The sequence below is a fragment of the Tolypothrix campylonemoides VB511288_2 genome, assembly GCF_045999855.1.
Lineage (GTDB): Bacteria > Cyanobacteriota > Cyanobacteriia > Cyanobacteriales > Nostocaceae > Scytonema > Scytonema bouteillei_A.
In genome coordinates, this window is sequence record NZ_JBFPMW010000001.1 from 192,677 (window position 1) to 216,926 (window position 24,250).

The following is a 24,250-nucleotide window of genomic DNA, read 5'->3' on the forward strand; positions in this document are numbered from 1 at the left end:
GCTCTCAAGTTCTTCTTTTTAAAGTGTCGGTAGAAGAAATTTCAAGACGAATTCCAAATTTTACCTCAGTAGAACTGAAGTGCGATTCGTTCTTTAAAAATGAGTAGTAATGCTCAGATATAGCCGAACAGGAAAGAGCCGCATTCATTTATCTTAATAAAAGATTTACAAAATTAAAACTACTTTGTTCTCTACAATAATACAGATTTATTTTTTGTATTGTAATCTACCAAACGGGTGTTCTCTTACGATTGATAGCCATGTTTTATTAAAAATAATAACTTTTATGAGGTGGCTATATGGTAGCTAGTGAAATTAAAAGACAGTTAGTCATTATTGGAGGTGCCGAAGACAAAGAAGGAGATTGTCAAATTCTTCGGGAGTTCGTTCGTCGTGCTGGGGGTACAAAAGCCAGAATTGTTATTATGACCGCAGCAACAGAGCTGCCTAGAGAAGTTGGAGAAAATTATATTAGAGTCTTTGAACGTCTCGGAGCCGAGAATGTTCGTATAGTTGATACGGAAACTCGCAGTGATGCTTCTTCATCGACAGCGTTAGAAGCAGTTAATGAAGCGACTGGTATATTTTTTACAGGAGGAGATCAAGCTCGAATCACGAGTGTCCTGAAAGACACCGATCTTGATAAAGCTATTCACAACCGTTACTCCGAAGGAATAGTGGTAGGCGGAACTAGTGCGGGTGCTGCAGTTATGCCCGACGTGATGATTGTAGAGGGTGACTCAGAAACAAATCCTCGAATGGAAATTGTAGAGATGGGTCCTGGGATGGCTTTTTTACCAGGAGTGGTTATAGACCAGCACTTCTCACAACGCGGACGGTTGGGGCGTTTAATTGCTGCTTTAGCTCAGCAGCCGGCTGTTTTGGGATTTGGGATTGACGAGAATACAGCCATTATAGTAACCGATAACCAATTTGAAGTGGTTGGAGAAGGTTGTATCACAGTTGTTGATGACTCATCAGTCATGCACAGCAATGTTGGTGAGATTTTGAAGGATGAACCCTTAGCCATTTGTGGAGCAAGGCTTCATATCCTACCAAACGGATATAAATTTGACTTAAAAACTCGCAAGCCTATCCTAGATAATTACTCCGTGACAAATACTCCTACACCAATTGTTACACCAGCTGCTTAGAAAATTCTTTAAATGGTAACTGGGGACCAGGGAGACAAGGGAGAAAATTCTACCTTGTCTGTACCAATCCCCATTCCTCCATCTCCCCATCTCTCAATTTCTAAATAACAAGTCCTAAATGACAAGTGCAATCAAATTTGAACTATTTGCTCCCCGCAATAATGGTGTTGCTCTGATTGGTTCTTTCTCCGACTGGAAAGAGATACCAATGGAAAAGTGTGAAGATGGTTATTTCCGCACTCACGCAGAACTCAAAGATGGAGTATATCAGTATAAATTTCGCGTACAAACAAAGAGCCCGCAATTTGAACCAGATCGGTGGGTGGATGTTATCGATCCTTACGCAACAGATGTTGATGAAGACAGAAAAGTTAGTATAGTTCGGATCGCAGGTGGGAAAAAAATTGTTGATACTTATATTTGGCAACACGATCGCACGCCATTACCTAGCAATTGTGAATTAGTGATATATGAAATGCACGTTGCGGATTTCACTGGTGGTGAAGTTGACCGATACAAACGTGGAAAATATATAGATGCTATTGAGAAGTTAGATTATCTTAGCGAATTGGGAATCAATGCGATCGAATTAATGCCAGTGAATGAATATCCGGGTGACTATAGCTGGGGGTACAAAGTCCGCCATTACTTCGCTACAGAATCTAGCTATGGTTCAACGGAAGATTTAAAGCGCTTTATTGATGAGTGTCATGGTAGAGGGATTCGAGTTTTTATGGATGGAATTTACAACCATACGGATGAAGAATGTCCTCTGATGTTAATTGACCGAAATTATTGGTATTACGAACACATGCATTATCCGGAAGATCCAGGTAACTACTGGGGACCGGAGTTTAATTATAACAACTACGATGAACGGTTAGACGTTAAGCCCGCTTGGAAGTACGTTGGAGATGTCGTAAAATATTGGGTTCAAGAATATCACATTGATGGAATTCGTTTTGATGCTGTGCGACAATTGGCTAACGATGAATTTCTGACTTGGCTAGCTCAACAATCCAAACAAAATACAGCACCCAAACCATTTTTCAATATAGCCGAACATATTCCTGACACCAGTAAAATCACCACTCCTGAAGGTCCGTTGGATTCTTGCTGGCATGAAAGTTTCCGCTATTTTGTTTTACCACATATAACTGGGGAAATGTTTGAACCAGACAAGCTGAAGGAGATCTTAGATCCGAGGCGACAGGGTTATGCAGCAGCAACAAACGTTATAAATTATTTAGCAACTCACGATCGCGAACACTTATTGAGAGAATTGGGCGATCGCGGTATCTTTGATGAAGATGCATTTAAAAGAGCCAAGTTAGCAGCTGTACTACTTATGACAGCCATGGGTATTCCCATGCTGTGGATGGGTGAAGAGTTTGGAGAACACAAGCGTAAAAGTGAAAATGTCAATCAACCTAAAAAGATAGCATGGGCATTGATAGAGAGAGAGCAAAATCGCGATTTATTTGAGTACTATAAAAAACTGATTGCCTTACGCAAACAAAATACTGCTTTGCAGAATAACAATATAGAATTTTTCCATGAAAATCGAGAGGCAAAAGTTTTGGCATATGTTCGTTGGAACGAACAGGGTGAGCGTGTTGTCGTTGCTGCAAATTTCTCAGATCAAAATTATGATGATTATCTAGTTCCTAACTTTCCCTGTGATGGAAAATGGCACGAGTGGATAGATGGTAATAATATTGAAGCTAGCGATCGTCAAATTATACTCAACCTTGAAGCATATCAAGCAAAAGTCTTAGTACAGCAATCTACGCCCAGTTAACAATATACGGTAACATCTTCTCCGCATACATCTGCAAGATAAACTAAAGACTTAAACCGAAGCATGACTAATTGTTCGTAGAAAGGATTTAGCTTGCACAGAGGTGGAATATATAAGATGGTGCGATTAAAGAGTGTCAATTTGCGTTCAAAGGGACACTGGGCTGGAATAGTCTTGCACAGGCGTTGAGCAACTTTACAGTCATTAATTTCTATAGAGTCGAGCCATTGGCGTATTGATTGAATAGGATGAAAACCGAAATGACGTGAATTGTTTAATAGCATAATGGTTAGTGGTTAGCGATCGGTTGTTAATAATTAATAGCTAATAGTTAGTAGTGTGGTTGGGTGGGCAATGCCCACCTCATGCATTAGCGTGCTAGGGCTGAAGCCGTTAAGCCTTCGGCTTATCGCTGCGCTCGTTTAGTAAGTTGGTTCTTGTTGGGCTGCGTCTAAAATTTCTGTCACAAAAACACGATCTGCATCAGAAATACTTTGCATCAAGACAGCACGTGCATTCTGATTAACTAACAGTTCGCCATCAGCTGTAGCACTAAAATCTTGACCTAAAACAAAACCTTGACTGGTTAACTTTTGTACGGCGAGCATGACTACATACTCTTTTAAAGTAATACAAGCATCAAGGTAAGGAAAATTTTGCCAAATCCACTGACAAGTATCAGGAGCACTCTGTGCTAGTTGAAACAAAGCTGCATTCATGATATTTTGTGTATATTTAGAACCCATAAGGTTCATCAAAACTTGTTCGCAGGTTTCCACTAGATCTCTGTCTTTAAACTTTAAAATATTGACAAACAAATTGACAGCAGCGTTAAATTCTTGATATTCCCTCTCGAAGTCTTGCTCGTACATTTATCATATCCTTTTTCAAAGTTAAGTGTTAAAAAAAACTGCAAATGAATAATTAACAAATTTATTTAGTTCTTGGTCAATCATGAGTAGTTCTTAGTGGTTAATAGTAGCAATTAACTAACAACTAACAACTAACAACCTCTACGCGTCAATCTGTTAATTAAATTCATTGCAGTCTCCATTTCCAAACCGAGGTCACCTGATATTTAAGTTAGAGTCCAAAAATGAAGAACCTGTGGAGAGGAAAAAATTTTTGCAACATCTAGCACTAACCCAGAAGCTGTGTCAGTTGGTCGTTTAACATCATGGGATTGAACGGTTTGGCAATTAGCCCTTGAACACCAAGTTCTGCGAATCGTCGCTGGTCGGATGATTGCACTTTTGCTGTCAGTAGAATTACGGGAATGCTCTGAGTCGCCGGATTGGCCTGTAGTTCCTGAAAAGTTGCTATTCCGTCCATATCTGGCATCATGACATCCAATAGAATAGCATCTGGTTTTTCAATTTCAGCTAACTTCAGCCCTTCGATACCCGATTCAGCTGTAAAAACTTCCCAACCCCCTACTGACTCTAAGGTAAGTTGGGCGACTTCTCTAATATCTTCTTCATCGTCAATAATAAGAATGCGTTTGGCTGTCACTGTTATCCCCTTTAATTGTTGGAATAATTCCATTTAATAAATTAACTATATGTTCTTCAAATTCTTCTGGTGTGACGCGTCCTTTAGTAAAAAAGAGAGTTTGTCCCAGTTTCAATCGTTCTCGGTCACAGTTATCGAGGTCTTTAGCACAATAAACTACCAAAGGAACAGTACACAAACGTCTGTGGTGCCGCAGCCAATCTACCACGGCAAAGCCATCTACCTCCGGCAATGCTAGGTCTAATACCAGTAAATCGGGAACAAGACGCTGGCTTAAACGCAGGGCTTCTCGTCCTGTTTTGGCATGGTAGGTTTCCACTCCGTAACGCTCAAACATGGCAATCAACACTTGTGCCAAATCTGTATCATCTTCTACAATGAGTACTTTCAAACTCTGGCTTTTTTCTCCCGCGAGTGCTCTTTCCAACGCTTGAAATAATAACTTTTCATCTGGAGGTTTCACAATCCACTCAGTGACATCTGGATGGGGAACACTTCTGGCATCTGGCATTAAACCGCTAAGAACAATCGCAGGAATGTCTTTAGTCTGGGGTTGCTGCTTTAATACCCCTAAAGTTTCCCAACCGTGCATACCGGGCATCATGAGGTTGAGAAAAATCACATCTGGCTGCTGTTTGATTGCCAGATCTACTGCTTCTTGTCCGGAAGCCGCACATATCGTTTGATAGCCTCGTTGTTCTAACATAGCTCTCATGACAGACCGGACTGAGGGATCGTCATCGCACACCAATATCAGTGGACCATCATCAATGTCTAATGGAACGGATGGAATTACTGGCTCTTCCTGTCGATACAAAGGTAATGAGATGTAAAAAGTGCTGCCCTCCCCTACAGTACTTTCTGCCCAAATGTGCCCATCATGACACTGTATGATACTGCGGCAAATGGCAAGACCCAAACCAGTACCACCTTTTTTACGTGAGTCAGAAGCGTCTACCTGTTGAAACCGTCCAAAAATGGTTTCTATTTTATCAGCAGGTATCCCTCTTCCTCGATCGCGGATAGTGAAGAGGACAAGGGGCGTGGGGGCTTCTTGGATTTCGGCACTAAACCAAATAGTGCTACTCGGGGGTGAAAATTTAACGGCGTTGCTGAGTAAGTTGGTGAAAGTTTGTACAATTCGGTCAGGATCTGCCCACAACTTTGCCGACTGGGGGGACACGGAGAGGGTGACTCCTGCTTTGTCTGTCATGGACTGCATTTCTTCTACTGATTGCTGCATCAAGCTGGTCACATCACAGATTTGTTTGGTCATTGTGACTTTGCCTGATTCGATGCGTTCAATATCAAGGATATCGTTAATCAGTCGAATTAAACGGTCAGTGTTATTGACGGCGATTTCCAGCATTCGTTGAGCTTTTTCGGGTTGGCTGCTCAGGACACCACTGGCGACTAAACCCAAAGAACCGCGAATTGAGGTCAGAGGGGTTCTCAATTCGTGACTGACAACTGAGACAAATTCATCTTTGAGTCGTTCAATCTCGCGACGGTGACTGATATCTTTAACAAAGCAGTAATATCCTTGATAGTTCTCGTGCCGATCCCAAGCTTTAATCATAACGAGTTGCATATCAAACACCGAACCATCTTGACGGACTCCTCTGGCTTCAACTTCTGCTTTGCCATCTTCTAACATTTTCTGGTATGCGATCGTGACCTTTTCTTGGTCTTCTGAATGCACGGTTTGTTGCCATTCCATACCCAGTATTTCCTGGGGTTGATAGCCTACCATACTGGCATAGGCTTGGTTGACGTAGGTGTATCGTCTTTCAGGATTAAACTGGGAAATTCCTTCTACAGCGCTTTCTAAAGCGGTACCGAGATTGCGTAGTTCTGTTTCCGCTTGTTTGCGTACAGTAATATCGAAAACTGTACTCCGCGTCATGAGGAAGTTTCCGACTGCATCTTGGATGGCGGTAGCACTCAAAACTACGGGTAAAATGGTACCATCCTTGCGAAGCATCTGAAATTCTAAGTCACTTATCGAGCCTTGCTGTTGAAAAAGTGCAAATGATTTTTGGAATGTTGGCAAGCTTGAGGCTGTAATAACATCAGCAAATTTCTTTTTCCCAACAACTTCGTCTCGTGTATATCCCAACCAATTCAATTCGGTATCGTTAATACGGACAAAAGTACCGTTTTTATCTAAAGAGTGATAACCGCAAGGTGCATTATTGTATAAATCTTCAACTTCTTGTGTATACTCTTGCAACACCCGTTCTGCTTGCTGGCTTTCGGCAATTTTACTCGCTAATTCACGATTGATCGCTTTCACGTGCTGTGTTTGCCGTCGTGATTGTTGGGTGAGATAAACTCCCCACGCTAATAATACAGCCACTGATGTACCTCCACCAAGTACGACGTTGGGAAGGGGAGAACGTTCTGTAGCTGTAGTCTCTGGCGTAGGTAAAACTTTTATATTCCAAGTTACACCATTGAGATTAATTTCTGTATAGTGTTGCTGTTGAGCGGGAATCTTGTGACTCAGATGTTCTTGGTTTGTATAAATTTTGTCGTTTCCATCAAAAATAGCGATCGCATATTTTTGCCGCAAATTTTTTCCTAAAATAGCATCTAACAAAGTTTGGGTGCGAAAACTCGCGACAATAAAACCACCAAATTGATTTTTGGGAAACAGGGGTACAGATATCAAAAAACCTTTACCGCCTTGAGCCAGGGTGACAACACGAGTCATTGTGACTTTTTGGTTTTTCCTTGCTTTTTCCAAAGCAGTTCGGCGACGTTCCTCAAATGTTAAATTAAAATTCTGTGCTGCCTCATTTCCTGCTAAAGGAATAATCCAACGGACATAATTTGATTTATCTACCCATTCGAGTGCTTGAAAGCCGGGATAGTCTCGGTAATAGTTTAAAGCGTCCGCTTCCCACTGTGGTTTGGTAGTTCCACCTTCATGTTCCCATCGCCTAGCCATGCGAACCAATCCCAAGGTTCGTGCTTGGAGCTCGGCTTGGATCTCGTGGCTGATGCTTGCTGTAGCTAATTCAGTATTCCTCTTTACATATGCGTTTTCTTGATGAATTAACTCCTGCCAAAATAATAAATTGAGAACTATAATGCTGGTGCCTACAATTATCGGAATCCACAAATTTTTGCCATTAGTCATCGCTCAATTTTCCTATAATTTTTTATACTATTTTTTGTCAAGTGGTGGCAGCTTTAGCTGTGGAAACTAAAGCAATTCATTGGCTTCCCTACTATTCACAAGCATTATAGGTTTCACACTGGATTTGGCTATTTTGGAAAGAAGAGACTGTCCTATGCGCGGACACCTTCAGCATCCCCACGCAGTTCTGCTTCACGGACGCGAGTAAAAGCTCTCTGGGACGCGAACGGGCGATCGCATCTTGCTAAGGCAGCTTGATAGAGGACTTGTAAGTCAGCACCTTGTTTTGGATACTGAGCTACTCCTGCACTAAAGGTTACCTGAAAACGGCTCCCATCAGGAGCGATAAAATTTTCTTGAGTGATATTTTCCGCGACTTCCTCCAATCGCTGCCACCCATCTTTTTGTGTCATTCCATACATTCCAACAACGAACTCCGCACCTCCCCAACGACAAACAACATCACTTTGAAATACGCGGCGCAAAATTCTTCCCAATCGCGATAAAACTTCATCTCCAATCGCATGACCGTACTGTTGATTGATTTGCGCGAGGCGGTCTACTTTAAGAACAGCAAAACAGAAAGGCTGATGGTGACGGCTCGATAAGTTCATTAACTCGTTGAGTTCGTAAGTTGATTGACGGCGATTGGCGACTCCCGTTAAAGCATCCGTTTCTGCCATGTTTTTTAAAAGACGCGAGCGTTCCAGACGGTTGAGGATGCGCGTCACCAGTTCTGGACCAACAATAGGTTTGCATACGTAATCATCTGCACCCACAGCAAACACGCGACGCATCGTTTCCGCATCTGTATGAGATGTAAGAAATAACACGGGTAAGCCACAATAGTGAGGATCGTTTCGGACAACCTGACACAGTTCAATTCCACTCATTTGGGGCATTTCTACATCCAAAACCAACAAATCTGGGGCTGTGGCTTCTAAGGTGTCCCAAAATTCTAAAGGATTTTCTAAGGTAGAAACTTTTAATCCCCAAGGCTGTAACAAACTACACATCGCATTTAAGATGAGCGGATCGTCATCAACAAACAAGACTTTCGCTGTTGCTTGACGATTGCGTTGGATCAAATTTGCGATGGTCTCCAATACCATAGCCGATGCTACTGGTTTTTGTAAAAAACCCTGTCCGCCCAAGCGGGCTATTTTCACGCGATCGAGTAAACTATCGCGATCGGTCAGCACCAAAACGGGTACCGGAGGTGCAGAACAGTTTAATTCTGCTAGCAACTCCAAACCTTCGTCAGTCATGGTACCTTGTAAATTTAATACCACTGCATCGGGACGTCGAGAGGTGAAATGTTTTTTTACAAGTCCCGGCTTGGACACTATAAATGTTTGTACATTCCAAGTATCGGCTGACCTAACCAACTCATCGTCTAGTGGTTTTTCCAATCCCACTAACAGCACCAAAGGACGACCATCAACTGATGATTCCTCAACTTGCTCTTTAGCGTTTGTCAGTTGTAACTCCCGACGCAGCGATACAACGAGTTCCGACAGCTGCAACTTTTGTTCCCCAATCAGTCGCACCTCAACTTCTAGTAATTCTTCGATTTGTCTGGCTACGCGTGACCCAAATTCAAAACCAAACATCCCCAGAGAACCAGCTAGCTTGTGAGCCTCAGAACGTGCTTGCAAGCGTAATTCCTCATTCAGTACATTCTCAAACAGGGCTGTGGTGGCTTGTTCTATGACTGTAATGCGATCGCCTATCTTTTCTTTAGCTTTTTCCCAAGCGTTTGCAATGATTCTTTGAGTTTGGTACTTCAGGTCTTGGGGAGTGGGACTCGGAGGCTGGGGCGATAGGGAGATGGGCGGATTGGGGGAGGTGGGGAGTAAATTTTCGCTTTCTTGTCCCCCCTTTTTCTGGTCTCCTCCTCTCCCCTTCTTTTTGCTTCCCCTATCTCCTTGTTTCTTAATTTCCTCTAGGGCTTTCAAACGATAACCAATACCGTACACTGTTTCAATAGGATCGGTTGCCAAACCTGCTTTCTTGAGCTTCATTCGCAATCCCTTGAGATGAGTTCTCACCGTATCCTCTCCTGGTGGTTCTTCAAATGACCACAGGTGATCTATGATTGCACCACAATTAAATATGCGGTGGGGATTGCGGAGAAACAGTTCGAGTAAGCTGTACTCTTTTGGCGTTAGGTGGAGCGTTTTGTTGTTATATTTAACCTCACATATACTGGGGTCTAGCTTGAGATTCTCCCACTGTAATTCTGGAGGTAAAGCCAAACCTCCCCGTCGCATTGAAGCACGAATACGAGCTAGCAATTCTTGCAAATCAAAAGGCTTTGTGATATAATCGTCGGCTCCAGCATCCAAACCAGCGACTTTATGCGTACTGCTATCTTGAGCAGTCAACAAAATAATGGGTGAGTGAATGCCACGCGATCGGATTCGCCGACACAGACTAATGCCATCCAACTTTGGCAAACCAACATCCAATACGATCAAGTCGTAAGCAAAAGCTTCTACAAACTCCCAACCTGCCTCACCATCGCTAGCAATATCGACAGCATAATGTTGCTCCGATAGAGCTTGGACAAGGGGTTTAGCAATTAAATCATCATCTTCTACGACAAGAATTCTCATAGCTATGTGCGTATCCGCACTCTATAAAAATTGACTGCTAAAATGAATCTAAATCAAACACCAACTTGCCACACGTAACACCATAAGCCTATCTTAAGTTGTGTTAAAGTTTTCTGGGTGCTTTGTAAAACTCAACACTCATTGAGCAGTTATCATTTAGCAATTGCTGGTGATACCTGATAGGGAACATCTGTGATATTATGAAAAACTGCTGCAAAAATCTAAAACTAAGTTGAATTATGGCATTAAAGCAACAGCGCAAACAAGAAATTATCTCTAACTATCAAGTTCACGAAACTGATACAGGTTCTGCTGATGTTCAAATCGCAATGCTGACAGAGAGAATTAACCGTCTCAGCGAACATCTCCAATCCAACAAGAAAGACCATTCATCCCGTCGGGGATTGTTAAAATTGATCGGTCAACGCAAGCGCCTTCTTGCTTATGTTCAACAAGGTAGCCGGGATCATTACCTAGCTCTCATCGGGCGTCTCGGTATTCGTGGATAGAGATAACCGCTTATGCCTGCTGAATCCGAACACAATCGCTTGCCCTTTGAACCAAACAAAAAGCGCCGCAAGCCCGCAAAAGAAAAAAGCGAACAGCCAGTAGTAACCAAGCAAGAAACGAAGGCAAAGGACACTAAAAAGGCTCCTTTTACCAAAGAAGAAATGGCAATTCCCCAAATTGTCAGCCAACGGATGATTCGCAGAGTGGCTGGCTTTTGTGGCATTCCAACTGCTTTAGGAATTAGTACTCTTGTTGTCAGCTATCTACTCTTAACTTATGCTGGCATTAAACTGCCTCCCGTCGCCGTATTACTTGTGAATATGGGATTTTTTGGATTGGGAGTAGTGGGACTCACTTATGGTATTCTCTCAGCCTCTTGGGATGAAGAGAGAGCCGGCGGTTTACTAGGTTTGAATGAGTTCAAAACCAACTGGGGACGGATGGTAACAGTTTGGCGCGAAACTCAGCAAAAAAATACTTGAGGGCATAAGGGCTTGGGGATCGGGAAATAAGCAGTACGCAATACCCATTCCCCAATTCCCGATCCCAATTCCCTAGTTCCTATTTTCAAAACTTTTGCTAAAGGTTTATAGTAATCAGTCACTGACGGTATATCGTTTTCTAAGAAGCATCTCATCACATCTAAGCAGGAAGATTGGCATGATTATAGTCATGAAGGTTGGTTCCCCTGAGGCGGAAGTAGACCGTTTGAGTGAGGAACTAGGCACGTGGGGGCTGACACCAGAAAAAATCGTTGGTAAACACAAGGTAGTTATTGGTCTTGTCGGTGACACTGCTGACTTAGATCCGTTGCAGATTCAAGAAGTAAGCCCTTGGATTGAGCAAGTTTTGCGGGTAGAACAGCCCTTTAAACGGGCTAGCCGTCAATATCGTCATGGAGAAGCATCTGAGATCGTTGTCAATACTCCCAACGGACCGGTGACCTTTGGCGAACATCACCCCGTAGTGGTTGTGGCTGGTCCTTGTTCGGTAGAAAATGAAGAAATGATCGTGGAGACTGCACGCAGAGTGAGCGCATCTGGTGCTCAATTTCTCCGTGGTGGCGCGTACAAACCTCGAACTTCACCCTACGCTTTCCAAGGACACGGCGAGAGTGCTTTGGAATTACTAGCAAAAGCACGAGAAGTCTCGGGGCTGGGCATTATTACAGAAGTGATGGATGCAGCTGAGTTGGATGTAGTAGCAGAAATCGCGGACGTCGTGCAAGTAGGCGCGAGAAATATGCAAAACTTCTCTCTACTGAAAAAAGTAGGCGCACAACCAAAACCAGTTCTTCTCAAGCGCGGAATGGCTGCAACTATTGAAGATTGGTTGATGGCAGCTGAATACATTTTAGCTGCGGGCAATCCAAATGTTATTTTGTGCGAACGGGGAATTCGGACTTTCGATCGCCAGTACACTCGCAATACTGTGGATTTATCTGCAGTACCAGTTCTGCGAAATCTCACTCACTTACCAATTATGATCGATCCCAGCCACGGTACGGGTTGGGCTGCATACGTACCATCAATGGCAATGGCATCGATCGCCGCTGGATGTGACTCTTTAATGATAGAAGTTCACCCCAATCCTGCAAAAGCTCTATCCGACGGTCCGCAGTCTCTGACACCAGAGCGTTTTGACCGCCTGATGCAAGAATTGGCAGTCGTGGGTAAAGCTTTTGGTCGCTGGCCCAAACCAACTGCGATCGTAGCTTAAGTTTTGTTAAGAGCGATCGCTCACCAGCTTGAGTCTCGTTCCCAGCCTTTACCTTCAGTAGTTCTTTCATCTCTTGCCTTTGAATACTCCGTGTTTTTGCAGTTAAATAAATTACTACTTAACCGCAGAAACGCTCAGACTATAGGGGATAAAGATGCAAATTGCTACTTGAATTCCAATTTTAATGCGGTTCAGTTAACAATATTTAATCCTTGAAGATCCCCCCAATTGATCCTACGGTTGTGTACACATCTTTAGAGACCCCCCTCAATCCTCCGATAAATTGGGGAACTTGAAGCAGTTTCCCCCCTTTTTAAGGGGGGCTAGGGGGGATCGAAACTGCCAGAAGGCACTTTAGGAGACTTGTGTACACCACCGCAGCCAATTCATTGGGGGGGGCTATGGGGGAGCGAGTCTTATCTGAACCGTATTGGTCTAAGAAGAATCTGCAAATTCTATGCATGACAGCTTAAAGCGAAAGCCCACCATTTGATGTTAGTGGGCTTTCGCTCTATCTAATTTACCTACTTTGAGGTAGAACCTCAAGGATTGCATTCCCAAGCCTCAGCCTGAGAACGAAAAACAAAATAGTTTTATTTGCTTATTTAGCGCCTTCTGCTACCAAAACCAGCACGCGGTCTCGAACGACTAGCACCACCACTACCAAAGCTGCTACCACCAGGGCTGCGCCGATAGGTGCTAGAGCCAGAAGGTCTAAGAGTGCTACCACCATAACCCGAACCGGTAGCGCGATTACCAGGAACAGTACGTGGTGCAGTACGTGTTGTTGTACTGCTACCAGGATAGCTTCGTCTCAAAGTTCCTGTTGTACGGAAAGCAGTTCTATTTCTCTCTACAGCAGGCGGTGCATTGTAGCGAGTGCGATAACTTTGAACTGCGTCAGTATAGCTTCTGCCGTATCCACCATAACCGTAAATGACTCCACCGGGCTGATAAGCAGGAGGAACGTAATATTGCGGTCTAAAGAGAAGACTACCAATAGCCTGACCTGCTAGACTCCCTGCGGCTGCTCCAGCAAAAGGAGCCCAAAAACTGTTTTCTCGACGAACGACAACTGTTTCTTGTTGACCGGTTTGAGGGTTAGTCTTCGTCTCGGTAACGTTGTGAACGTATTCGATTTTGAAATCTTCTGTCAGGTACAATGCTGGCTGACCGTTTTCTACCTTCAAGTAGGTTTTTTGACCTTGCTTGATTTGGTCATCAGTCAACCTTGCCATTTGTAAATTTTCTGTTTTAAAGTTGGGGGGTGTAGCGTTTAACAGAAACAACGTGTACTCCCCATCAGCATCATTGTACTCAGCTTGCTGTACGGGATACTGACCATCTGCCAATTTATTATTGGATGTATTAGATACTGTTCGACTAGTTTGATTGTTATCACCCGGTGTTGTAGCTTGGTTTCCACCACCGCCGCAAGCAACGGTTGTCAAGCACAAACTCAAGGCTAAAAAAACAACGGTGAACCTACGCAAGACTGTCATGATCATATGATGATTTTCCTATCCTGAGCTTAACAATTTCTCGATTATGTGGTAGGTGTGGACGACCGATCCAAAACTACAGGGGTATCAACTCTGGGTAATATTGTAGAAGTTGGTCACCAGTCAATTCATCTCCTAACCGGGCTGGCGAGAAATGTACCTGAATAGCCCGTAATTTATGTTTGTAATGCAAATTGATCAACGCTTTCAAGCCCTCTTTAAGCGCTTGTATATTCGCCAGGTCAGTTTCTAAATCTGGAACTTCACCCTCATATGCTACCGTAATCATGACAACGACATTGCTGGTAACAGGGAGAGATAGCGGTTGATTGTCCCTAAAGTCATCACTATAATCGGGTTCGCTCAAATAACGTTGAGCTGAGTCAGTAAAAAGTTCATTTACGTAATCTCCAGCCTCTCCTTCACTCCAAAAGACGTCGCCTTGATTCGCGGCTGATTGCCAGTACTCATCGTACTGTAAAAGGGACTGAGAAACTTCTACGAGCCCTTCCCCCAAGACTTCCATGTCACCATCACCATCTACTGCTTCCCTAGCAGCGCGATTTAAAATCCCCATAATAGGTGCTACGTCAGACCCGCCTAAATGTAACATAATGCGACAGACGACGTAGCGAGTTCGACCCATCATTTTATTAAATGTATCTCGCATTTTTTTCTCCTGATAGTGGTTAATGGTTAGTGGTTAGTGGTTAGAAGACCAATAACTACTAACCACTAACCCTTAACTATTGACTTATATAATGAAATCCTTTAAAAAAATCAACAATCATACTTAATGAGGGTGTAATCATTTGTGAGACCTCAGTAGAATTATCATAAGCTATGTAATGACCCTCATCAGAGCTATTAAGAAATCTTTTCCCAAAGTATGGATTATCATATAAAAGTAGATTTTGAGCACTAGAATTCGTCAAAACTATCTGAGTGGGGGCTTGAAAAAACTTAAATTTTGCAGTAATTTCTAAAATTTTTTTCATTTTCTTTATAATAGCAGCATTTTCTATTGCTTGTTCTAAGAGCATACTAACTTTTTCAATGCTTGGAAATTTCAAACCTAGTTGAGAGGTATCTTCACCTGAAATCATCTCTATCAGAGTATAGATATTTTTGTGGGCATTTGATGTATCTTTAAAGGGGAGAATAGCTATATAAGCTGTGGGTAATAAACACTCGTCATTATCCATACGGAAGGTGAAAATAGTGCGACGACACCCTACTTCTATACTTGGAGGTTGTTTGAGTTCTGGGTATTGCTGGGCGATTTGGTAATAAGCACCAGCAATGGCAAAATTTGCTTCATGGTCTATAGTTTTATCTACAATAATTCGGATGGTTGGCGGAGTTTCGTTAAAAAAGTCGCGGGAATCAAAAGAGGTAAAATTATGTATAACTGTTTGATCGCCTGTTGGACTGAGGTCTACCCATTCACAAATAATTCCTTCAGTTTTTAATCCAAATCTTGAAGTGGCGTATAATTTTGTTCCAGTTAAAACTGCTCCTGTAAGGTCTGCACCAACCCACTCTACCTTGATTAATTTTGCATGGGTTAAATCCGTATGAATTAGACTAGCATTGGTTAAATTGGCATAACTCAGATCTGCACCAATTAAATTGGCTCCACTTAGTTTTGCCCCACTTAAATCAGCCCACCTGAGATTTGCCCTACTTAAATCAGCCCACCTGAGATTTGCTCCACTTAAATTAGCCCCACTTAGATTGGCTTGGGTAAGAATTGCTTGTTTGAGTTCGGTATTGCGGAAATTGGCACCACTAAGATCCGCACGAGTTAAGTCAGCTCCTTTTAAATTGGCAAGTTCTAAATTGGCTCCTGTCAGGAAACCATCCTTAAAAGTTGTCTCACTTAAATTTGCCTCTCGCAGAACAGTATGTCTGAGTGCAGCTTCTCGCAAATCCGCACCTTTGAGGTTTGCCTTCATGAGGTTAGCATGGCTGAGATTGGCACGAATTAATTCGGTGCGAATCATAGAAGCCCCCTTGAGTTGGGCATTGCTTAAATCAGATCGAATCAAATTAGCAACGTTGAGACTAGCGCCTTTTAAGTTAGCGTTTTTGAGTATAGCTCCTCTGAGTCTTGCAACATTCAACTTTGCATAACTCAAGTTAGCTTCGCTTAAGTTCGCACCACTCAGGTTGATCACACTTAAGTCAGCTTTGGTGAAATTAACACCACTCAGTTTTGCTCCACTTAAATTGGCTTCACAAAGGTCAATTCCAGAAAAATCTCTTGTCCCTGATGCATATTTATCTAACAATTCCTCTACGTTCATTGAATTTACTCCTGAATTGCCAACTTCAAGAGTTGGTAGTATGCAAAAATTTGATTATTGGAGATTGGGTTAGGGGTTCCCTCTGGGGATAAGGGGCAATGGGGATTGGTCGTTAGTCATTAGTCATTGGTCACTGGTAAAGAACTGTGAACAAAGGACAAATGATAAATAACAGTTAACGCAGTTTCATTTATTGGGTACACAGTTACTGAGATGAATATTGGTATTCTGGGGCTTGGATTAATTGGTGGGTCTTTGGGTTTGGATTTACGATCGCAGGGACATTATGTCTTGGGTGTAAGTCGCCGGGAATCCACCTGTCAGAGGGCAAAAACCCTTGGCGGTGTGGATGAGGCTTCCGTAGAGATAAGCCTGCTTTCAGCAGCAGAGGTAGTCTTTATTTGTACACCTCTAGGGCTTATTATTCCCACATTTGAGCAGCTAATTGCTCATTTGCCTTCAAATGCAATTGTGACTGACGTTGGTTCAGTAAAAACACCGATAGTAGAAGCGATCGCACCTCGGTGGGAAAACTTTGTTGGCGGACATCCCATGGCGGGTACGGCTGAAAGTGGTATCGAAGCCGCTTTACGGAATTTGTTCTTAGATAAGCCTTATGTTCTGACACCATTAGAGACAACACCCCCAGATGCTATCTCGGTTGTGGAAAAATTAGTGCAGGAACTTGGGGCGAATCTCTATTCTTGTTCTCCGGAAGAACACGATCGAGCAGTCAGTTGGATTTCTCACTTACCCGTAATGGTGAGTTCCTCATTAATTGCAGCTTGTATGAGTGAACCAGATGCAAAAGTTTTACAATTAGCTCAAAATTTGGCCAGTTCTGGCTTTAAAGATACAAGTCGAGTTGGTGGAGGCAATCCAGAGTTGGGGTTGATGATGGCAAAATTTAATCGGCAGCAATTATTGCGATCGCTCTCACAATACCGTCAAAATTTAGACGAATTGATTCATGCGATCGAGCACGAAAATTGGGATTTTTTAGAACAACAATTACAAGCAACAAATCAGGCAAGACAAAAGTTTGTTGATTGAGTTGAACGTTATTCTCGTGCTAAATATTCCCCAATCTCCCGCAACATACTTGCACTTCCTTTAGTATTTACTAAAAGAATTGGTTGAAGATGTGATGGGCGATTGGCTTCAATAAAATTGGTGGCAGCGTGTTTGGCGCTAGCTGTCACCATCACAACAAGATCCGAATTTCTTACCCACTGAAGAAGTCGCTCATCACCTCCTTTATGATGGCTGAGATGAACTGTCACTTGTTGACAAGTAGCTTCTAAAATATTTTTAACTCTGATAGCTACAGTTTCTGTTAGAGTATATATAAGGACAGATTTACCCTTAAGTTTTTGGAAGATATTTGCCTCAACTTCAAAATTTGGCTCTCCCAAACTTGCTTTTTTGCCAAGCAAATCTGAAAGAAATTCTTTCAGATTTAAATCTTTAACTAAAGTGCGAAAAATTGCCCATTGCCCTTCATTAATACGTTCTGAAAAGCGATATAGAGTTTCAGCTGCAGCAAATAGGAGTTGTTCGCGTTTTTCTGGAACTGGGGAGGGATATGATACCAGTACATCCATTAAATCAAGTATCCAGTCAAAGTATATGGGTGAGGCGAATCTCTTCCAAAGTTCCATAGCATTATTGACTATTTCAGCATATTGTGATGTATTAACTCCTACTGTTAAAAGAGCGATCGCCAACTCATTAAACAAAACCAAATCCGCATTCCCACCCTCCGTGCTCAATACGAGTAGTTCCACGAGCGACTGATAAAGGGTGAGAAACTCGCGCCGGGGAAATTGCTCGTCTTCTTGAAAAAATTTCAACAAGTAAGGAAGGGCATTATGCAAAATCAACTCAGCTTTTGAGCCTACTACCAGCAATAATTCGTTAAACCTTGCAACTGCTTGAGGTTGTACAAGTAAACTGCTGACATTCCATTCTTCTGCTCCCTGACGTGCCGTTTGTAGCGCTCGCTCCCAGCTTGGATCTCGATCGATCTGCGATAACCACTCCAGCCAATTCGTCGGGACAGACAAGGCTGTAAGGTCAGCTGTTCCTTCCTGGCTTCCTTGTAGTTGGCTAAGAAAATCTTGGTTCCAACGAACCTTGAGCAAGACAGTTTGTTCCTCAACCTTCAACTCGTTAAACGCTTGCATTGCAGCGTTTTCCACTGCTAAGGTTTGCAATTCGTAGGCGCATTGGAAGAGCAAGCGAACTTTTTCTTTCGATGATGGAGCATCACAAAGCAAGGAAAACGCTTGGTCGAAGTCTCCGTTTTTGGCGAGATGTTCGGCTTGTTGTAAGGGATCGCCTGTGCTAGGTGGTGTAGCATCGGGTAGGAGTGCAGCTAACTGTTGTAGATAGCGATGGTGAGTCTCTTCAACGTCGTCAATTGCTAGCAGTTCGTCTCGGAGCCCAGGCTTTGATAGCTCTCCACCTACTGCTAGGAGCATAAATAACTTTAAAACTTCTGGGATTTTACTACCTGCACGGATAGTTAAAAGATTGTTGTAACGGGGAAAAACGACTTCTTTGAAATAGGCTACAGCACTTTTGGGAGCGTTATTGTCCTCAAAATGTTGCAATTCATTGCGGTATACTGCTTTTAGTAATGCTTGGGTAACCGCAAAAGGTCTGCGAACTTGTAAAAGATTGCTTAGTTCTGGTAGAGAAAGCAACTCTTTCCATTGCTCTAATTCTGCTAAGAGTTGCACCCGTAGAAACAGAAGATTGAGTGCATCCAGACGGTGTTGGTCTAAAAGGTATTGTAAAGAATTTTCCGCAGATGCGCGATCGCCTGCTTGGATCGCCATGTAAAAGTCACGCAGGACTCGACCTGTAGGACGGGGAATGCTTGCAACCCGGAGCACTCGTCTCTCACTGACCCGGCGCATCCGTTCGAGTGCTTCCCAAACGTCCTTTGCTTGTCCGCACAATTTGACTGTAGCCCCTCCGGTAAATTCATAAACTGCTGCTTCTACGGGGTCTTGCAGGTCGAGTTGTGCTCGTTGTCCCCGAAATGTCGAGTATGTGGGACCGACAAACGCCATTAATTCTTCACTTAAGCACCTTAATTGGCGTTCGGACAGGGCGATCGCATACCAATCTACACTTAATTCTCGCCAGCAGGGAAGAACTGTAGGTTGGGGTTCGCCCTTGGTCAATAACTCTACCCAAGGACGGATTTTTGCTTGTTTTCCTTCACCAAGTTCTATTTTATTTAAGTCAAATTTATTACCCGTACCAAAAAATTGCTCCAGGAAGTGGCGGACTTTTGCTTGACTCGGGCTTCTCATTGCTCCACACCTCCCCAACGTTGGGTAAAAACCAACTGTTCTTGGGCGATGACTTCTCGTGATGTCTCGTAAGTTAATGCTTCTTCATTAAGATTCGTACCGTTATAAGTGAAGTTCATAGAACCCGCAAGATAATAACTTTCTCCTAAGATACCTTTTGCATGGAGTTCTCCTGTTAGGTGAAATTTCACGGGAAATTTTTGATGGTTAATTCTAGCTTTGACTTTTTCTTTGAAAGTTTTGTTGTGGGTATCGGGACGGGTAGCAATGTGTAGGGTTGTTCCGCGTTCGGCTAAGGTAGTAATTATTTGGGAGAGGCGAATGTGAGAGCGACTCCAGGAAGGTTCCAAGCACAGGAAGGTGTTAGCAGTGTTATCGATAATGGGTATATCGGATATCCAGGGGGAGACAAGCCATATACATTGACTGGGGTTAAGGAGTTCGGCGGTAAAGATAGTTTGGAGTAAGTCGGGGATTTGGCGGGAACTTAGGCGGGAGTGTATGTAACGGGAAGGCATAATATAAGTGATGATGAAGTACATTTGGGCGGGCGAGAACGCTAACCCTACCACTAGATTTGCTCAAGCCTCGCTTTAAGATGTTTCCTCATCAACAATCTTAATTATCTTCGCCCCTCTTCTATTATGGATTGGGTAAGAAATTAGCTTTGGCTGTAGAGGATGTCGCAGGAGGTCATTCTAGGCGGAAAGGAAATGCCACTATTGATTTGTCTTAGTAAAAATCTCCTGAATTGTAACCAATCAACTCTTGTTTTGATGAAATATGTCAAACTTTAGCACTACGATTGTACGTCTGGTTTACTACAGAGTTATTGAGCGTCGAGGTAATGGTTGGGCTGTTCAGGAAGGTACATCATTCATAAACTTTTTTAATGCACCTTTACTCTCCCATGAAGAGATATTTGCAGCTTTTGGTACTTCAATCAAAAAATTAGCAATCGAGCTTTTCCGCATTAATGGTCAAAAGCAGGGTTACTACATTGCAAATATATTAGATAAACAATATTACTATTGCGGTACTCAGTGGAAGGATGTGAAAACCAAGCTAAAGGAATTGGGAATTGGGAGAGACAGCCCAATTGAGGATAAAGATTAAAGAGTGAAGGAAAAATGCCTACTGTGGGTCAAAGTTCACTGTTATTGAAGTTTGAGTTCTCTTGTCCCATGCAGAAACGGAAAGGAAACCATAGACATTGATTTCAAATATGACTTCAATTTGCGGTACTCCTTTGGAGGCTGGAGGAATACCATTTAAACAAGAGAAACCCAAGCTTTTGTTGTGCTTTGCAAGTTCTGCGTCTCCTTGTAAAATATGTATTTTTACGTTATTTTGACCATCTTCAGTAGTACTGAAGTTATCTACAAATTTAGTAGGTACAGCAGTATTACGAGGGATAATATTGGTCATGCTCCCACCCAAGGTTTCTACACCTAAGGATAACGGTGTTACATCCAGCAATAAAATACCAGTCATGGCACCACCCAATACACTTCCTTGAATAGCAGCACCCAATGCAACAACTTCATCACGATTGATGTTTTGCTTTGGTTCTTTACCTAATAAATTCTTCAGCATTTCTTGTACAGCAGGGATGCGAGTAGAACCACCAATTAACAAAACTTCATCAATATCACTTTTGTTTAACTTGGCATCACGCAGTACATTCTCAATGCCAACACGACAGCGGTCAACTAAATCTGAGCAAAGTTTCTCAAATCTAGTACGAGTTACCGTCCTGTCTAAATGTTTAGGACTATTTTGAGTAACAGCTATACACGGCAGGTTAATTTCTGTTTGAGTGGCGCTTGAAAGTTCAGTCTTAGCTTTTTGGGCTGCTTCTATTAGGCGTTGTAGTGCTTGTCTGTCTTTACGAAGGTCAATATTTTGATCTACCTCAAACTCGTTAGCTAAGTAATCAACGATTTTCCAATCGAAGTCGTCGCCACCTAGTAGAGTATCGCCAGAAGTTGCTAACACCTCAAACACACCATCACCAACTTCCAAAACAGACACATTGAAACTACCACCACCAAGATCAAATACCAGGATTGTTTCGTTACTCTTTTTGTCAAACCCATATGCCAAAGCAGCAGCGGTTGTTTCATTAATAATCCGCAGTACTTCCAAACCAGCTAATTTACCAGCATCTCTTACTGCTTGGCGTTGGGAATCGTTAAAGTATGCAGGAACAACGATCGCAATTTGTGTGAAGGACCCGTCCAATTTTTTGTTCGCATCCTCAACTAGCTTGCAAAGGAGTTGCGCTAAAATTTCTTCAGGAGCAAATTGTTTATTAAGAGCTGGACAAAACAACTTAACGTTGCCATTATTATCTTTTTGAACATTATATGTAACTTTTGTTACTTCATTTCGGACTTCTTCGTAACTGCGTCCAATAAAGCGTAAGACTGAGTAAAAAGTATTTTCTGGATTAGTCACCGCTTGACGTTTAGCAGTTTCTCCAAATAAGCAATTACCATTTTTTCCAAAAGCAACGACTGAAGGTGTTGTCCTAAAACCTTCAGCATTCTCTAAAACTATAGGTTTTCCACCTGAAATTCCTGTAACTATTGACTTAGTTGTTCCTAAATCAATTGCTAAAACAGAGCAGTCAAGCTGATTTAGTTTTCTTTTAGAGGTTGCGTAGCCATTGGACTGATTATTGTTAGCAGGTGGATTCTCAGTGGGAGTGGGTGTAACGGGAGTCGAAGTAGATGCTTGATAAGCGCTTGCTACCTCTGTAGGTTCAGTTGCTGTGGCTAGCTCAGTTGGTGCAACTGAGCCACTTTGTTCCAAAGTAATTGCTGTTACTCTTAAATTAATTTGCCCTAACTGCAAATTGCTACCTTGAGAAAGTGCTATTTCCCCTGTAGGCAAAGCTTTTCCATCAACAATCGGAGGATTTGTCTGGCGTAAATTTCGCACATAGAACTGTCCCACTTGCTGGTTAAAGAAAATTTCTACGTGTAACCCTGATACCGTCAAATCAGAAAAAACAAGATCGCACTGTACAGGATCGCGCCCTATCCTTACAGTTCCAGGGTTTTTACTTTGTTGTTGGTCGCGAATAATTGTATTTTTTACCTGTCCAACTTCGAGCCACTCTAAAGTTAATTGATTGACTACCGCACCTTCTACCGTCTGTGGTTGGGAAGTTTGTACCAATTGCTGAAGTGCTTGCAGTACCTCACCAGCAGACTGGTAACGCTTTTGGCGGCGATAGCGTACCATTTTACTGACAATTGTTGCTAATCCCGAACTTACGGATACTTTATTTTGCCAGATAATCTTACCTGCTTCGTTTTGTCCAACAATCTCGCCTGTATCTTTATGCCAAATAATTTCACCAGTATTCTCATCTTCCGGAAGTAGATGGGGATATACACCAGTTAAAGCTTCAATAGCTGTCATGCCGAGAGCATAAATATCACTACTGAATTGTGGTTTTCCTGCAGTTTGTTCTGGAGGTGCATAACCTAACGTATAAACTCGCGAACCAACAACTGTTGAAGCACCTGTACCTGGAGTGTTAAGAACTTTTTCTTTAATCGCCCCAAAATCAATTAACACCAACTTGCGATCGCGGTTTCGTCGCATGATGTTGTCTGGCTTAATATCCCTATGAATCACTCCTTCATCATGAATAAACACCAAAACTCTCGAAATATCTTGCAATAAAGCAATTATTTCGGTTTCCGTCCAATACCTTGTAGGTGGCATTTCATCTCTAAGAGAATGCCCATCTATAAATTCTTGAACTAAATAAAATTCTGTTCCTGAGTGAGCTTTTAATTCTGGTATTTGGTCATGCTTACCTAATTTAGCAAGGGTGAGAGCTTCTTTGGCAAAAAGTTCTTTCGCTTTTTCGAGACTGCGAGGGTCATCTGGTTGCAGGTGTTTTACTACACAGTAAGGGTTTTCAGGATACTGTGTGTCTTTGGCTAAGTAGGTTTTTCCAAACGCTCCCTTGCCTAATTCCCGAATAATTTGGTAACGACCTTGAAGTAGCTGATTTATCATAGTAAATTTCATTAAAATTTAGACAGGTTTTATACATTTAAATTAAAACGTGACATTCTTAAATCCTGGAGCTAGTACCGAAGTATTATGGTTTTTATCGGTTACAATTCGTTGCTACTAGCACCATAATTGGCGCAAGTCCACGAGAGAACTGATGGTGCAAGTCTCAGTCAAGCACTAAGGATTGTCAGGGCAAGGCTCAAACTTAATATTTAATTGTATAAATTCATACTCTATAAATTCAAAAAAGAACCCTATTAGAATGTGTAAATTGTTGTCTAAAAATAGTTTGCCCAGGATATCTCACGGAATAACAAATTTAATACAACCTTTAATTAAGAGTTTTTTCAGTAATTATGCTTGTATTTTTTCGGTTATTCATGCCTATATAATGCAATGGTGGAATACAATAAGGGATTCAAATCCAAATCTAAATAGTTCTTCCCACATCCCGAAGCAGATTTAAAACCTCATCAGAGTCAGTACTGGCTTAATGCCGATCCGATGGCTCCAGATGAATTTGCTGCACAGGTAGAAATAACATTGCAATTTCATAAGGTAAATGTATAAGGGCATCCAATAAGGACGCCTTGCGTAGATCGATGAGACATGA

18 protein-coding genes and 1 pseudogene are annotated in these 24,250 nt (G+C 42.4%); 7 read left to right on the forward strand and 12 right to left on the reverse strand.

The window, feature by feature from the left end; genetic code table 11:
- The first annotated feature begins 299 nt into the window (after positions 1-299).
- Together AB0756_RS00860 and AB0756_RS00865 are read left to right on the forward strand one after the other, a co-directional pair.
- A complete protein-coding gene (locus AB0756_RS00860) occupies positions 300-1,154 on the forward strand; it encodes a cyanophycinase (RefSeq protein ID WP_038073102.1) in 855 nt (284 codons plus the stop codon).
- Positions 1,155-1,272: 118 nt separating this feature from the next.
- Positions 1,273-2,955, forward strand: a complete 1,683-nt coding sequence (locus tag AB0756_RS00865; RefSeq protein WP_038073103.1) for an alpha-amylase family glycosyl hydrolase — start codon at positions 1,273-1,275, stop codon at positions 2,953-2,955.
- On the opposite strand, the gene AB0756_RS00870 is transcribed toward AB0756_RS00865, so the two are convergent.
- From AB0756_RS00870 to AB0756_RS00890, 5 genes are all read right to left on the reverse strand, one after another.
- Positions 2,952-3,239 carry a Mo-dependent nitrogenase C-terminal domain-containing protein gene (locus AB0756_RS00870; RefSeq protein ID WP_050045508.1) on the reverse strand — a complete coding sequence of 96 codons (288 nt, stop codon included), beginning with the start codon at positions 3,237-3,239 and terminating at the stop codon, positions 2,952-2,954. The genes AB0756_RS00865 and AB0756_RS00870 overlap by 4 nt on opposite strands.
- A 138-nt stretch (positions 3,240-3,377) precedes the next feature.
- Complete coding sequence (locus tag AB0756_RS00875; RefSeq protein ID WP_038073105.1) at positions 3,378-3,827, reverse strand: hypothetical protein; 450 nt, start codon at positions 3,825-3,827, stop codon at positions 3,378-3,380.
- A gap of 268 nt (positions 3,828-4,095) precedes the next feature.
- Positions 4,096-4,467, reverse strand: coding sequence for a response regulator (locus AB0756_RS00880; RefSeq protein WP_038073107.1), 372 nt, complete (start codon positions 4,465-4,467; stop codon positions 4,096-4,098).
- The gene (locus AB0756_RS00885; RefSeq protein ID WP_038073109.1) at positions 4,439-7,612 is read right to left on the reverse strand and encodes a response regulator; all 3,174 of its coding nucleotides are present in this window, start codon (positions 7,610-7,612) and stop codon (positions 4,439-4,441) included. Before AB0756_RS00885 ends, AB0756_RS00880 begins: the two co-directional genes overlap by 29 nt.
- Before the next feature lie 152 nt (positions 7,613-7,764).
- A complete protein-coding gene (locus tag AB0756_RS00890) occupies positions 7,765-10,230 on the reverse strand; it encodes a response regulator (protein ID WP_038073111.1) in 2,466 nt (821 codons plus the stop codon).
- A 239-nt stretch (positions 10,231-10,469) separates the two neighbouring features.
- Here AB0756_RS00890 and rpsO point away from each other — a divergent pair, with 239 nt between their 5' ends.
- The 3 genes from rpsO to aroF all read left to right on the forward strand — a co-directional run bounded on the left by rpsO (position 10,470) and on the right by aroF (position 12,459).
- Complete coding sequence (rpsO, locus tag AB0756_RS00895; protein ID WP_038073113.1) at positions 10,470-10,739, forward strand: 30S ribosomal protein S15; 270 nt, start codon at positions 10,470-10,472, stop codon at positions 10,737-10,739.
- 12 nt (positions 10,740-10,751) lie between these two features.
- A complete protein-coding gene (locus tag AB0756_RS00900; protein WP_038073115.1) occupies positions 10,752-11,222 on the forward strand; it encodes a PAM68 family protein in 471 nt (156 codons plus the stop codon).
- Positions 11,223-11,400: 178 nt separating this feature from the next.
- The gene (gene aroF / locus AB0756_RS00905; RefSeq protein ID WP_038073117.1) at positions 11,401-12,459 is read left to right on the forward strand and encodes a 3-deoxy-7-phosphoheptulonate synthase; all 1,059 of its coding nucleotides are present in this window, start codon (positions 11,401-11,403) and stop codon (positions 12,457-12,459) included.
- A gap of 605 nt (positions 12,460-13,064) precedes the next feature.
- On the opposite strand, the gene AB0756_RS00910 is transcribed toward aroF, so the two are convergent.
- The 3 genes from AB0756_RS00910 to AB0756_RS00920 form a co-directional block, all read right to left on the reverse strand.
- Positions 13,065-13,967: a hypothetical protein gene (locus tag AB0756_RS00910; protein WP_038073119.1), complete on the reverse strand. Its 903-nt coding sequence runs from the start codon at positions 13,965-13,967 to the stop codon at positions 13,065-13,067.
- Positions 13,968-14,037: 70 nt separating this feature from the next.
- Positions 14,038-14,631, reverse strand: coding sequence for a DUF1517 domain-containing protein (locus AB0756_RS00915; protein ID WP_038073121.1), 594 nt, complete (start codon positions 14,629-14,631; stop codon positions 14,038-14,040).
- A 76-nt stretch (positions 14,632-14,707) separates the two neighbouring features.
- Positions 14,708-16,270, reverse strand: coding sequence for a pentapeptide repeat-containing protein (locus tag AB0756_RS00920; RefSeq protein WP_038073123.1), 1,563 nt, complete (start codon positions 16,268-16,270; stop codon positions 14,708-14,710).
- Between the two features lie 213 nt (positions 16,271-16,483).
- Here AB0756_RS00920 and AB0756_RS00925 point away from each other — a divergent pair, with 213 nt between their 5' ends.
- Positions 16,484-17,323 (forward strand): prephenate/arogenate dehydrogenase, encoded by an 840-nt coding sequence (locus AB0756_RS00925; protein WP_038073127.1) that lies wholly within the window; start codon positions 16,484-16,486, stop codon positions 17,321-17,323.
- A gap of 8 nt (positions 17,324-17,331) precedes the next feature.
- Here AB0756_RS00925 and dpdD read toward each other — a convergent pair whose 3' ends face one another.
- Both dpdD and dpdK read right to left on the reverse strand, forming a co-directional pair.
- Positions 17,332-19,596, reverse strand: a complete 2,265-nt coding sequence (dpdD, locus tag AB0756_RS00930) for a protein DpdD (protein ID WP_038073129.1) — start codon at positions 19,594-19,596, stop codon at positions 17,332-17,334.
- Positions 19,593-20,114 carry a phospholipase D-like domain-containing protein DpdK gene (dpdK, locus tag AB0756_RS00935; protein ID WP_162002299.1) on the reverse strand — a complete coding sequence of 174 codons (522 nt, stop codon included), beginning with the start codon at positions 20,112-20,114 and terminating at the stop codon, positions 19,593-19,595. The genes dpdD and dpdK overlap by 4 nt, the downstream gene beginning before the upstream one ends.
- 265 nt (positions 20,115-20,379) lie before the next feature.
- Here dpdK and AB0756_RS00940 point away from each other — a divergent pair, with 265 nt between their 5' ends.
- Positions 20,380-20,712, forward strand: a complete 333-nt coding sequence (locus AB0756_RS00940; RefSeq protein WP_038073133.1) for a hypothetical protein — start codon at positions 20,380-20,382, stop codon at positions 20,710-20,712.
- 18 nt (positions 20,713-20,730) lie between these two features.
- Here the strand turns inward: AB0756_RS00940 and dnaK are convergent, their stop codons facing one another.
- Entirely contained in the window at positions 20,731-22,212 is a 1,482-nt protein-coding gene (gene dnaK, locus AB0756_RS00945; RefSeq protein ID WP_272900281.1) for a molecular chaperone DnaK, read from the reverse strand.
- Positions 22,213-22,455: 243 nt separating this feature from the next.
- Positions 22,456-23,649, reverse strand: a pseudogene (locus AB0756_RS00950) (protein kinase domain-containing protein); the annotation flags it as partial.
- Between the last annotated feature and the right edge of the window lie 601 nt (positions 23,650-24,250).